The organism is Geothrix rubra (assembly GCF_030268065.1).
Taxonomy (GTDB): domain Bacteria; phylum Acidobacteriota; class Holophagae; order Holophagales; family Holophagaceae; genus Geothrix; species Geothrix rubra.
The window spans coordinates 498,954-511,204 of the sequence record NZ_BSDD01000003.1 but is presented as its reverse complement, the minus strand read 5'-3'; the positions used below and the strand labels follow the sequence as shown (position 1 = coordinate 511,204).

The window sequence follows — 12,251 nt, the reverse complement described above, 5'->3', positions numbered from 1 at the left end:
GGAGGGCGGGACCGGCCGAAGGAAAAAACCTACCGGACGAATCCGCCCTGGCCGCGCGACAATTTGTCCCACGCGCGGGGATCCCGGCCCGCCCCGGGAGCCCCTCGCAGGCGGCGTAAACTTTGCAGTACCCTCCCGGGTCCCTTCCCCGCGGTCGTCCGGAGTCCCCCCTTGAGCAAAGCCTCCAAGACCATCACCCTGCCCGCCATCCCCATCCGGGACATGGTGCTGTTCCCCGGGGCGCGGGTGCCGTTCGTGGTGGGCCGGCAGGCCTCGGTGCGGACGCTGGAGCTGGCCATCAAGGCGGGCGACCACCTGCTGATGCTCACCCAGAAGGACGCCAAGGTGGAGAGCCCCAGGCAGGAGGACCTCTTTCCCACGGGCACCCTGGCCCTGGTGGAGTCCGTCATCGCCCTGCCCAAGGACTACTACAAGGTGGGCGTGAAGGGCATCGCCCGCGTGAACCTGCGCCAGTACGACGACAGCGGCGAGGTCATCCAGGCCGAGGCCTACCTGCTGCCGGAGCCCGCCCATCCGGCCTCCGAGCCCCTGCAGCCCTTCCACGCCGCCGTGGAGGCCTTCCTGGGGCGCAACCCCGACGCGTCCCGGCTGCTGAGCATGGACCAGATCCGTGAGCTGCCCCTAGGCAAGGCCATCGACACGGTGGCCGGCCTCGTGCCCGCGGACGTCAAGCAGAAGCAGCAGATCCTCGAGCTCCTGGAGATCGGGCCCCGGCTGGAGGCCGTGATGCAGCTCCTGGAGCTGGACGCCGCCCGCTCGGAAGTGGACCGGGCCGTGGACGAGAAGACCCGGGCCCGCCTGGACCAGGACCACAAGCAGTACGTCCTGAACGAGAAGATGCGCGTCATCCAGCAGGAGCTGGGCAAGAAGGAGGAGAAGGACGAGTCGGGCCGGCTGCGCGACCAGATCGAGGCCGCGGGGATGAGTCCCGAGGCCAGGGCCAAGGCCCTGGAGGAACTGGACCGCCTGGAGGCCATGCCGCCCCAGAGCGCCGAGGCCACCGTCAGCCGCACGTACCTGGACTGGCTGCTGGCCCTGCCCTGGCAGGCCCGGGCCGACGAGCGCCTGGACCTGGAGGAGGCCGAGCGCGTGCTGGACGAGGACCACGCCGGCCTGGAGAAGGTGAAGGCCCGCATCCTCGAGCACCTGGCCGTCATGGCGCGGCTGCGCCAGCATCCTGCGGGGGACGGGGAGGACGGGAACCGCACCCCGCTCCGCGGCCCCATCCTCTGCCTCGTGGGCCCCCCGGGCGTCGGCAAGACCTCCCTGGCCCGCAGCATCGCCCGGGCCCTGAACCGGCCCTTCGTGCGCCTGTCCCTGGGCGGCGTGCGCGACGAGGCCGAGATCCGCGGCCACCGCCGCACCTACATCGGCTCCATGCCCGGCCGCATCATCGCCCTGATGAAGAAGGCCAAGGTCCGCAACCCGCTCATGCTGCTGGACGAGATCGACAAGATGGCCTCGGACTTCCGCGGGGACCCGAGCAGCGCCCTGCTGGAGGTGCTGGATCCCGAGCAGAACGCCGGCTTCCAGGACCACTACCTGGACGTGGGCTTCGACCTCAGCCAGGTGCTCTTCCTGGCCACGGCCAATGTGCGCCACCAGATCCCGGAGCCGCTCGAGGACCGCCTGGAGGTCATCGAGCTGAGCGGCTACACGCTGAAGGAGAAGCTGGCCATCGCCGAGAAGCACCTCATCCCCCGGGCCCTGGAGGGCCACGGCATGAAGGGCCTGGACGTGCATTTCGAGCCGGCGGCCCTGGAGAAGCTGGTGCAGGCCTACACCCGCGAGGCCGGCGTCCGGCAGCTGGAACGGGAGACCGCCAACATCCTCCGGAAGCTGGCCCGCCACACCCTCCAGCCCGCCCGGGGCGAGGCCTTCGATCCGCTCATCACCGCCGACCGGGTGCCCAAGCTGCTGGGCCCCGAGAAGTTCCTGGAGACCCGCGCCGAGGACACGGCCCCGCCCGGGCTGGTGAACGGCCTGGCCTGGACGCCCACGGGGGGTGACCTGCTCACCATCGAGGCGGCCGTGCTGCCCGGCAAGGGCGTGCTGAAGCTCACGGGCAAGCTGGGCGAGGTCATGCAGGAGAGCGCGAACCTGGCCCTCAGCTACGTCCGCGCCCGGGCCGAGCGGCTGGGCCTGAAGCCGGACTTCCTCGACAAGGTGGACCTCCACGTCCACGTGCCCGAGGGCGCCATCCCGAAGGACGGCCCCAGCGCCGGCATCACCCTCGCCACGGCGCTCATCTCCGTGCTGACGGGCATCCCCGCCCGGGCCGACCTGGCCATGACCGGGGAACTGACGCTCCGCGGCCGGGTGCTGCCCATCGGCGGCCTCAAGGAGAAGCTGCTGGCGGCCCACCGCCAGGGCCGGAAGGCGGTGCTCATCCCCGCCGAGAACGCCCGCCACCTGGAGGAGGTGCCGGCCGAGGTGCGCGAGCAGCTGAGCATCCACCTCGTGGGCCACATGGACGAGGTCATCCAGCTGGCCCTCACCCGGATGCCCGAGCCCCTCCAGCCTGAAGGCATCCCGGCGCCCACCCAGGCTCCCAGCCGGGAGAACGAGGCCACGGCGCAGTAGGGCAGCCGGCCGCCGGGGCCCGTTAGCTGATAGCCTGTTGCCATGCGCTTTCTCTCCAGCCACGTCATCCATTTCTTCGTGATGGGCCTGGGCATCTCGCTGGTGCTCGGGCTGCTGCATCCGACGACCCGGCCGGAGCGGACGCGGGCCTCGATCCTCAAGCATGCGGCGGGGCTCATCGGGATCGGCCTGGCGCTCGCCTGGCTGATGTACTTCCTGCCGCGCCACCCCGTCCGCTTCTAGGGGGTCCCATGGTGGAGCAGGTCCTGGGCCACTGGGCGCGGCTGAAAGCCAGCCTCCAGGAGGCCTGGATGGCCGTGGCCCATGCGGTGCCGCCCCTGGGCCGGGCCGGGGCCTTCACGGCGGAGGTGCTCAGCAAGTACCAGAAGGACGACTGCTTCAGCTACGCGGCAGGCCTCAGCTTCTGGCTCATCGTGAGCCTCGTGCCCCTCTCCACCCTGCTCTTCAAGCTCCTGGGCGTCATCCTGGGCAGCAAGGCCTACGGCCTCGCCACCCTGCGCACCCTGCAGGACATCATCCCCTACCTCCCGCGGGAGTTCGTGGCCGACGCCGTGGCCAACAGCCAGCGCATCGGCGGCATGGGGTTCTCCTGGATCGTGCTGCTCTTCGGCAGCTACTGGGGCATCGGCCAGCTGGACACCAGCCTGGCCCACGTCTTCGGCCTGCGCATCAAGAAGCACCGCCAGACCCGAAAGAACCACCTCCTGCGCCGGGTTGCGCTGCTGGTGGGCGGCGTGCTGGCCATGGTGCTCTTCCTGGCGCTGCTGGTGGGCGGCGCGGTGCACCGGCACCTGCCCCTGCCGCGCACGGACTTCCTGCCCTTCATGCCGCCCCTGCTGGTGCTGGTGGTGTCCACCATCGTGCTGCAGCACCTCCCGAGGCTCCACGTGAAGTTCCGCCACGCCTTCCTGGGCGCCGCCGTGTCCACGGCCCTCTGGTGGGTGGCCAAGTGGGGCTTCGGCATCTACCTGAAGCACACCCTGACCTGGGGCATCATGTACGGCTCGCTCATCGGCATCGTGGCCGGCCTGACGTTCCTGTACTACAGCAGCGCCATCTTCCTCCTGGGCGCCGAGATCACCGCGGCCTTCTACCGTCACGAGACCGGCGCCATCACCATCCCGCCCTGGCTCAGACTCAAGCCCCTGGAGCCCCGGAGGCCCTAGGGGCGTCCGTCAGGGCCGGCTCCGGCCGGTCTGCTGCAGAAGCCAGGCCCTGGCCTCGTCCAGGTCGGTGAACACGCGGTGATTCCTTCCGGTGCTGGAGACGTGGGCCTCCCACATCCGCACGATGCCAAAATCGACCAGCCGGCTCACCACCGTGGCGATGGGGCCCGACACGGCGTCCTTGCTGTAGGTCTTCTGGATGGCCACCAGCCGGTTGATGTCATCGGCTTTCATCGGGGTCAGGTCCAGGTCCTGCAGGTCCACCAGGATCGCCATGCCGGGCTGCCAGGCGGGATGTTCCTGCACCTCGCGGGCATAGCCGACGAATCCCTCCAGGCGCGCGGCGCCCCAGGCCCTGATCCGGACCAGCGCCGCTTCCGGATCGATGTCGACGCTCCACTCCATGGGCGATCCTGGGATCGTTCAGTCTTCGTCCCGCCCGCGCTGGCTGGCGGGGATCTCGAAGCCGTCGGCGCGGTACTCGTTGATCTTGTTGCGCACGGTGCGCAGGGCGATGTCGAGCTGCTCGGCGGCATGCGTGCGGTTGCCCTTGAGGGCGCTGAGGGTGCTGAGCAGCCAGAAGCGCTCCAGCTCCGGCAGGCTGAGGCCCAGGGGCAGCACCACGGGGGTGCCGAGGGGCATGCCCGCCAGGGGCGTCCGGGGATCGGCGAGGACGGCACCGGGCGGGAGCTCGGCCTCGGGAACCGCAGGCAGGGAGCCCGTGCCCTCGCGCCGGCCAGACTCGCGGACCGGGGGCATCGCCGGGCGCTCGGGCGGATCCTCGGGCAGGCCCTCCAGGCTCTCGGGGGGCAGCAGCCAGTGGAGGTCGCGCTGGCTGAGGCGGTGGCCCTGGCTCAGCACCACGCAGCGCTGGATGACATTCTCCAGTTCGCGGATGTTGCCGGCCCAGCCATGGCGCGTCAGGGCCGCGAAGAAGCTGGGGGCCAGCTCGGGCACGGGCCGGTCGTTCTCCCGGGCGTAGCGCTCGGCGAAATGGGCGGCCAGAAGCTCCAGGTCCCCCGGGCGGTTGCGCAGGGGCGGCAGGTCCAGGGGGATGACGTTCAGCCTGTAGTAGAGATCCTCGCGGAAGCGCCCGGCCTTCACCTCGGCCTGGAGGTCGCGGTTCGTGAGCGCGATGAGGCGCACGTCCACGGGGATGGGCCGGGTACCGCCCAGGCGGTCCACGGTGCGCTCCTGCAGGGCCCGGAGCAGCTTGCCCTGCAGGCCGAGGGGCAGCTCGCCCACCTCGTCCAGCACCAGGGTGCCGCCGTCCGCCTGCTCGAAGCGGCCGGCCTTGGTGCCGGTGGCGCCGGTGAAGGCGCCCTTCTCGTAGCCGAAGAGCTCGGACTCCAGCAGGTTCTCGGGGATGGCGGCGCAGTTGATGGCCACGAAGGGGCCGTTGCGGCGGGGGCTGGAGCCGTGGATGAGCTTCGCCAGCAGCTCCTTGCCGGTGCCGCTTTCGGCCTGGATGAGGATGGTGGCGCGGCTGTCCGCGGCGCGCCGGGCCAGGGCCAGGGTCTCGCCCACGGCCGGATCCTGGGTGAGGATCACGGGGGCGTCGGCGGGCTCCTCCACCTTGAGGTGCGTCTCGGCCTTCAGGGCCTTGTTCAGGGCGGCGGTGAGCTCCTCGGGGCTGAAGGGCTTGGAGAGGAAGTCGAAGGCGCCCAGGCGCATGGCCTCCCGGGCCGCCTCCAGGCTGCCGAAGGCCGTGATGAGCAGGACGGGCAGGGCGGGATCCACGGCCTTGAGGCGGGCCGTGAGCTGCAGGCCGTCGATGCCGGGCATGCGCAGGTCGGTCACCACGGCGTCGTAGGCGCCGGGCCGGACCATGCGCAGGGCCTCCTCGCCGCTGCGGGCCTGCTCCGCGAAGAAACCGGACCGCTTCAGGCTCATGGCCATGCCATCCCGCATCCCGGGATCGTCGTCCACCACCAGCACCCGAAGGGGAGTCGCCATACCGAACCAGTCCATCCGCGCGGCCGAGGGGCCGTTGGAGACGTTATCGGGACCGGCGGTTCCGACTGGAGTTTTGGCCGGTCAGCCCCGCCGCTTCCTCCGGCGCAGGCGGGCGGGCTCCTCGCCGGTGGGGGCCTCCCCGCGCACGGGATCCCCGTGGCGCCGGATGAGCGCGTAGAGCTGGGGTCGGCTCACCCCCAGGCGCGCCGCGGCCTCGGAGCGGTTGCCGTAGGCGCGGCGGAGGGACCGGTGCAGCAGGAACCGCTCCAGGGCATGCAGGTTGGTGGCCAGGTCCTCCGCCTCGAAGCGGGGGGGGCCGCCGGCCTCGGGCTCCGGCAGCTGGCCCAGGAGCTTCCAGCGGACCACCCGGTTGCGCAGCTCCCGCAGGTTCCCGGGACAGGGCAGCATCCCCAGGGCCGGAGGCAGGGGACCCTCGAGGCCCTCCGCCTCGGCCAGGGCCGCCAGGAGGCCGGGGATGGCCGCAGGCTCCTCGTCCAGCCCGGGCAACCGCAGGGCCAGGGCGTCCGCCGTGCCCGGCGGGGCCTCCCGGGCCGCCACGACGCCCCGGGGGTGGGCCCCCAGCCAGGCCGTGCCCGCCTCCGGGGAAGCGGCTTCGATCCACGGCACCCCCCGCCGCGCGGCGAGATCCTCGGCCAGCGTGGAGGCTCCCGATCCGGCGGGGCCGTGGATCCACAGCCCCTCGGGCCGGGCCAGCAGCGTGTCCAGGTGGGCGCCCCAGCGGGCGAAGCCCGGGAGGCGCGCGGCGGGGATCACGGCGACGGCCTCACCCGGGGATCACGTGGAACAGCACCGCGAACACGTGGCAGGCGCTGCCGCCCACCACGAAGAGGTGCCACAGGGCGTGGTGGAAGGGCAGCCGCCTCAGGCTGTAGACCAGGGCGCCCACGGTGTAGAAGGCGCCGCCCCCGAAGAGCCAGAAGAGGCCGTGGGTGGAGAGGGCGTGGCCGAGGGGACGCGCGGCGATGACGATGATCCAGCCCATGAGCAGGTAGATGGTCGTGGAGATCCAGCCCATGCGCCGCACGAAGGCGAGATCCAGCCCCGGGTTTCCCGGCAGGGCGTGGAGGTGGTCGACCGGAGGCGGACGCAGGGCGTATCGGGCGATGCGGCTGTAGTACACGCCCTTGAACGTGATGCCGAGCGCCGCGAGGCCCCACACCAGGCCGAAGACGGTCCAGCCCCAGCCCGGGCTCACGCGGCCCAGGGCCGAGAGGCAGAAGGGCGTGTACGTGCCCGCGATGAGCAGGAAGATGGCCGAGTGGTCGAAGACCTTGAAGACCAGCTTCACGCGGGGGCCGCGGAAGGCGTGGTACAGCGTGGACATGAGGTAGAGCAGGACGAGGGTGGACCCGAAGACGGCCGTCCCCACCACGTCCCGCGCCGTGCCGTGCAGGGCCGCCTCCACCACCATCACCACCAGCCCGGCGATGGCCAGGGCCGCGCCCAGGCCGTGGGTGATGCTGTTGGCCAGTTCCTCGCCGGGCGACTGGGAGGTCGAGCCGGGCAGGGCGTGGGCGGCGATCCGGGACATGCCTACGAGAATGCCAGAGTCCAGCCCGGTGGAGCAGGCCGGGGTTATCCTCTGTGCCCTCTGCGGGTTTCTGCGTCCTTTGCGTTCCCGCTTTGCTTGAAATCTGCGTGGATCCTGGGTCAGCCCACCCGGAAGGCGGCGTGGCTGCCGCCGGGGCCCGGGACCACCTCCAGGCGGGCGGAGATGCGGGCCTTGATCTCCTCCAGGTGGCTGATGAGGCCCACGAGGCGGCCGCCTTGCTGGAGATCCTCCAGGGTGCGCAGGGCCAGGTCCAGGGCCTCGGGATCCAGGCTGCCGAAGCCCTCGTCGATGAAGACGGTGTCGAGGCGGATGCCCCCCGCGTGGCGCTGCACCACGTCCGAGAGGCCCAGGGCCAGGGCCAGGCTGGCCTGGAAGCCCTCGCCGCCGGACAGGGTGCTCACGGGCCGGGCGCGGCCCGTGTGGGTGTCCGTGATCTCCAGGTCCAGGCCGCCGGCCTTGCGCAGGTCGCCGCTGCCGGCGGCGCGGCGGAGGGCGTAGCGCTGCTTGCTCATGCGGCGGAGGCGCTCGGAGGCCGAGGCCAGCACCTCGTCGAGCAGGGCCCCCTGGACGTAGCGCTCGAAGGAGACCCGGTCCCCCTCGCCGCCCTTGGCGAGGCGGGCCAGGCCGGCCACGAGGCGGTAGCGCCGGTCCTGGGCGTCGCGGGCGGCCACCAGGCGGGTGAGGTCGGCCTCGAGCCGCTGCAGGGCCGCCTCCTCGGACTGGGCCTGCCCCAGGGCCTCGCCGGCAGCGGCGGCCCGCGCCTGGGCCTGGGCTTCGGCGGCCTCCAGGGCGGGCAGGTCCGGGGCCTCGAGGCCCTCCGCCCGGGCCTCGGCCTGGGCGGCGCGGTCCCGCGCCACGGCCAGGGCCCGGTCGTGGGTCTCCAGCTCGGCGGCCAGGGCCGCGGTCTCCTCCGGCGTGCGCCGGGCGAGGCCATGGTCCTCCCGGCCGTGGAAGCCGGCCTTCGCCAGGGCCTCGTCGAAGGCCGCCTCCCGGGCTTCGGCGTCCGTCCTGGCCAGGATCGCGCGCTCCAGGTGGGCCTGGAGCCGGGTCCGGGCCTCTCCCAGGGCAGCCAGGGCCGCGTCCCGCGCCTCCCGGGCCTGGGCCAGCTCCGCCTCGGCCTCGGCCAGCTCGCGCTCGGCCTGCTCCAGCCGCGTGGAGAGCGCGCCGGGCACCCGCAGTTCCGCGAGCAGGCCCTCCTCCAGCACCTTCAGCCGCTCCCGCGCCGCGGCCTCCCGCTGCTGGACGTCGGACAGCTCCCGGGCCACCTCCCCGGCCCCGCCCTCGGCGCGCTCCCGGGCCTGCTCGGCCTGGGCCAGCGCGGCTTCGACCTCCGGGAGCCGGGCGAGGGCGGTGCGGCTGCGGTCCAGGTCCCGCCGGTGGCGCGCCTCGATCTCGGTCAGCGTCTCGGCCGTGCTGGCGGCGTGCTCGCCGAGGGTCTCCTGCAGGAGGTCCCGCCGGGCGCGGGCCGCCTCCAGGATGCCCGAGCGGCTGCGCAGGGCGTCCTCGGCCTGGGTCAGGGCCCTGGCGTCGGCGGCCTCCCGGGCCTGCGCCTCGGCCAGCTCCACGTCCTCGGTTCCGCCGGGCAGGCCCCGGGCAGGCTGGGGGTGGTCGGGGCTGCCGCAGACGGGGCAGGGCTGGCCGTCCACCAGGGATTCCGCCAGGCGGGCGGCATGGCCCTCCAGGCGCCGGGCCACCAGGGCCTGCAGCCGCTCCCGGGAGGCGAGGGCCAGGGTCCGCGCCGCCTCGCGGGTCGCCAGGGCCTCGTCGAGGGCGGCCTGGGCCCGCGCCGTGTCGGCGAGGTGGCGGTCCAGCTCCAGGCGCTGGCCCCGCACCTTCTTGATGAGGTAGAGGAGGCCTTCGCGGCCCAGGGCCTGCGAGGCCTCGGTCTTCAGCTCCTGCAGCTCCGCCTGCCGGCTGGCCAGGTCGCGCTGCGCCCGGTCCAGGGCCCGCCGGGCCTCCCCGGTGCGGTCCTCCAGGCGGCCCCGCTCCAGGGCCGTGGCCTTCGATTCCTCCCGGGCCGCCTCGAGGGCCGCCAGCCGGGGTTGGAGCTCCTTCAGCCGGGCGAGGGTGCGGCGCAGCTCCTCGCGGCGGATCTCGTGGCCTTCGGCCTCTGCCATGGCCTCGGTGGCCCTCGCCAGGGCCGCCTCGCGGGACCGGACCTCGCGCTGGAGGCCCTCCTCGGCGGCGGCGAGGTCCGCGAGGCGCTTCTGCGCGGCTTCCGCGGCCAGGGCCTCGGCCCGCACCGCCTCCGCGCGGCGGGCCCGGTCCAGCTCGGTGCGCCGGGCCTCCATGCGGCGGACGGCGCCCTGGAGGGCCCCCAGTTCGGTGCGGGCGGCGTCCCGGTCCGCGAGGAACCCGGCGGCCTGCCGGCCGGCCTGGAGGGCCGTGCCGGCGGCGCGCAGGGCCGCCAGGGCCGCGGCCTGCTCGGCGCGGAGCCCGTCGGCCCGTTCCGTCGCGGTCCGGATGCGGCCCGGCAGCTCCTCCACGGAATCCGCATCGGCCTGGGAAAGCAGCTGCCGGATCTCCGCCAGGGTGGTGCGGCCGGCTTCCTTGAGGGCCCGCTCCTCCTCGGCCAGCAGCTCGGTGATGCGGGCGTAGCGGCCCGTCTGGAAGAGGGTCTGGAGGATCGCCTGCCGGTTGAGGGCGTCGGCGAGCATGAATTCCTGGAAGCGCCCCTGGGGCAGCAGGACCACCTGCCGGAATTGGTCGGCCTTGAAGCCCATGAGCTGGGCCACCTTCGCGTCCACCTCGGAGGCCTTCCCGCCCGTCAGGGGCAGGGCCTCGTCGCCCTTCAGCTCCCAGAGCCGCGCCGCGTGGGCCTGCTTCTTGAACGCGTCCTCCACCTTCCCGCGCTTCCCCGGCGCCTTGGGCACCATCTGCTCCGGCATCCGCTCGACGCGGAAGGTCCGGTCGCCCAGGGCGAAGTCGAAGGTGACGCGGGTGGGCGTCCCCGGTGCGGCGAAGTGGCTGCGCAGGTCCCGGGCCTCCCGCAGGCCGCCGCTGGTGACGCCGTAGAGGGCATAGCTGATGCCGTCGAGGAGGCTGGTCTTGCCCGCGCCTGTGGGCCCGTGGATGAGGAAGAAGTCCTGGCCGCGCAGGTCGGCGAAGTCGAGCTCCTGCCGGCCCGCGTAGGGGCCGAAGGCCTCGAGGGCGAGGAACAGGGGCTTCATGCCGGCTCCTGGGGATCCAGGGCCCGGGCCGCCACCTCGCGGAAGAGGGCCCGCTCGGCCTCGTCCAGCTCCCGGCCCGCGCTCTGCCGCACGAAGGCCTCGAAGAGCCGCTCGGGGTCGAGGTCCCGGGGGTCGGGTCCGAGGAGCTCCGTGCCGTCCTCCAGGGCCGCGTCCCGGGGGGCGGGCTGGATGCCGAGGATGTTGGGGTAGACCTCGCGGAGGCGGGCCATGGCGTCGAGCACCGGACCGTCGTCCACCAGCTCCAGGAAGAGGTAGTCCTCGCGGCTGCCGCCGGCGCCCTGCATCAGGTCCTCGAAGCGGCCCCGGAGGCGGCGGAGGTCGCGGCGGGGCGAGAAGGGCAGGGGCTCGGTGCGGGCGGGTCCCGTGGCGGACAGCTCCACCAGGGTGGCGGCCTTCACGTGGGCGGCCTCGGAGGCGCTGTACTTCAGGGGGCTCCCCGCATAGCGCACGCCGGGGCGGCCGGCCTCCTGGGGCCGGTGCAGGTGGCCCAGGGCCACGTAGTCGCAGCCCTCGAAGACCCGGACGTCCACCTCGCCCGCACCGCCCACGCCGAGGCCCAGCTCGGAGTCGGACACCAGGCTGCCGGTGACGAAGGCGTGGGCCACCGCCAAGAAGGGCAGTCCCTCCGGGTGGCGGGCCCGGGCCCGGCTCACCTGGGCCGCCAGGGCGTCCTGGTGGGTGCGTAGGGCGGGATCCCCGAAGGCGGCGCGGGCCAGGGTGGGATCGGCATAGGGCAGCAGGTGGAAGGCCGCGCCGCCGATCACCACCGGTTCCGCTTCGGCGGTGAGGGGGCCGGCCACATGGAGGCCCTGGGCCTGCAGGAAGCCCGAGGCGAAGCCCAGGCGCTCGGGGCTGTCGTGGTTGCCGGCGATGAGCAGCACGGGCACGCCCAGCCCGCGCACGACACGGTTCAGGAGGTCGTCCAGGAGGCCCACGGCCTCCTTGGGCGGCACGGCCCGGTCGTAGATGTCGCCCGCGACGACCAGGGCCTCGGCGCCGGTGGCCTTCAGCATGCCCACGACCTGATCCAGCACGTGGGCCTGGTCCGGCAGGAGGTCGGCATTGCAGAGGGTCTTCCCCAGGTGCCAGTCGGAGGTGTGGAGGAATCGCATGGACCTCCAGTGTGGCTCCAAGGGGGGACCTTGGGCACCCTCCCTCCTCGAGGCGGTTCTCAAGTGCGGCCGCGCTTTGGACCGATACTGGAGTGGGGAGGGGCCTGCCCCTTCCCGAGCCAGCTGCCGACCTTCCATTCCGGGACGCCATGTTCAGTCACAGCCACGCCAAGGGCACCGCGCGATCCCAGGGATCCCAGCACCTCCGCACCGTGCTCGGCGAGGGCACCCGCTGGACGGGGGACATCCTCGCGGGGGCCGATGGCCTGCGGGTCGAGGGGGCCGTGGAGGGGAACATCCAGTGCCAGGGCGATGTGCTGGTGGCCGCCACCGGCCTCGTCAAGGGCACCGTCCAGGCCCGTCGCCTGACGGTCCTCGGCCGGGTGGAGGGCGTCCTCAAGGTGGAGACCTGCCTGGAGATCCTGGAATCGGGCCGGGTGGAGGGCGAGGTGGAGCTGGGCACCCTGATCGTGGACGAGGGGGGCATCCTGCAGGGGACCTGCGTCCACCGCACCGGCGCCCCCGCGGAGAAGGAGCCTGCCCCCCTCGCGCCGCGGCGGGACGAGCGCTTCGCAGACCTCACGCCGCCGGTCCGCTCCTTCGACAAGAGCCGGTTCTAGGAGGCCGG

Annotated in this window: 10 protein-coding genes; 4 read left to right on the top strand and 6 right to left on the bottom strand. The window is 73.3% G+C overall.

What is annotated here, in order from left to right; genetic code table 11:
* Positions 1–171: 171 nt before the first annotated feature.
* Genes lon through QSJ33_RS10365 form a run of 3 tightly spaced genes read left to right on the top strand, consistent with a single transcriptional unit; the run spans position 172 to position 3,791 of the window.
* Complete coding sequence (gene lon, locus QSJ33_RS10375; RefSeq protein ID WP_285725505.1) at positions 172–2,604, top strand: endopeptidase La; 2,433 nt, start codon at positions 172–174, stop codon at positions 2,602–2,604.
* Positions 2,605–2,646: 42 nt separating this feature from the next.
* Positions 2,647–2,847: a hypothetical protein gene (locus tag QSJ33_RS10370; protein ID WP_285725498.1), complete on the top strand. Its 201-nt coding sequence runs from the start codon at positions 2,647–2,649 to the stop codon at positions 2,845–2,847.
* An 8-nt stretch (positions 2,848–2,855) separates the two neighbouring features.
* Positions 2,856–3,791: a YihY/virulence factor BrkB family protein gene (locus QSJ33_RS10365; RefSeq protein ID WP_285725489.1), complete on the top strand. Its 936-nt coding sequence runs from the start codon at positions 2,856–2,858 to the stop codon at positions 3,789–3,791.
* Between the two features lie 9 nt (positions 3,792–3,800).
* On the opposite strand, the gene QSJ33_RS10360 is transcribed toward QSJ33_RS10365, so the two are convergent.
* The 6 genes from QSJ33_RS10360 to QSJ33_RS10335 form a co-directional block, all read right to left on the bottom strand.
* Positions 3,801–4,196 carry a hypothetical protein gene (locus QSJ33_RS10360; RefSeq protein WP_285725480.1) on the bottom strand — a complete coding sequence of 132 codons (396 nt, stop codon included), beginning with the start codon at positions 4,194–4,196 and terminating at the stop codon, positions 3,801–3,803.
* An 18-nt stretch (positions 4,197–4,214) separates the two neighbouring features.
* Positions 4,215–5,747: a sigma-54-dependent transcriptional regulator gene (locus tag QSJ33_RS10355; protein ID WP_285725472.1), complete on the bottom strand. Its 1,533-nt coding sequence runs from the start codon at positions 5,745–5,747 to the stop codon at positions 4,215–4,217.
* An 81-nt stretch (positions 5,748–5,828) separates the two neighbouring features.
* Positions 5,829–6,521 carry a helix-turn-helix domain-containing protein gene (locus QSJ33_RS10350; protein WP_285725465.1) on the bottom strand — a complete coding sequence of 231 codons (693 nt, stop codon included), beginning with the start codon at positions 6,519–6,521 and terminating at the stop codon, positions 5,829–5,831.
* 10 nt (positions 6,522–6,531) lie between these two features.
* Positions 6,532–7,299, bottom strand: a complete 768-nt coding sequence (gene trhA, locus QSJ33_RS10345; RefSeq protein WP_285725443.1) for a PAQR family membrane homeostasis protein TrhA — start codon at positions 7,297–7,299, stop codon at positions 6,532–6,534.
* Between the two features lie 119 nt (positions 7,300–7,418).
* Positions 7,419–10,490 carry an AAA family ATPase gene (locus QSJ33_RS10340; protein WP_285725424.1) on the bottom strand — a complete coding sequence of 1,024 codons (3,072 nt, stop codon included), beginning with the start codon at positions 10,488–10,490 and terminating at the stop codon, positions 7,419–7,421.
* Positions 10,487–11,623 carry an exonuclease SbcCD subunit D gene (locus QSJ33_RS10335; protein ID WP_285725418.1) on the bottom strand — a complete coding sequence of 379 codons (1,137 nt, stop codon included), beginning with the start codon at positions 11,621–11,623 and terminating at the stop codon, positions 10,487–10,489. Before QSJ33_RS10335 ends, QSJ33_RS10340 begins: the two co-directional genes overlap by 4 nt.
* 149 nt (positions 11,624–11,772) lie before the next feature.
* On the opposite strand from QSJ33_RS10335, the gene QSJ33_RS10330 reads away from it, so the two are divergent.
* Positions 11,773–12,243 carry a bactofilin family protein gene (locus QSJ33_RS10330; protein WP_285725411.1) on the top strand — a complete coding sequence of 157 codons (471 nt, stop codon included), beginning with the start codon at positions 11,773–11,775 and terminating at the stop codon, positions 12,241–12,243.
* Positions 12,244–12,251: the final 8 nt, after the last annotated feature.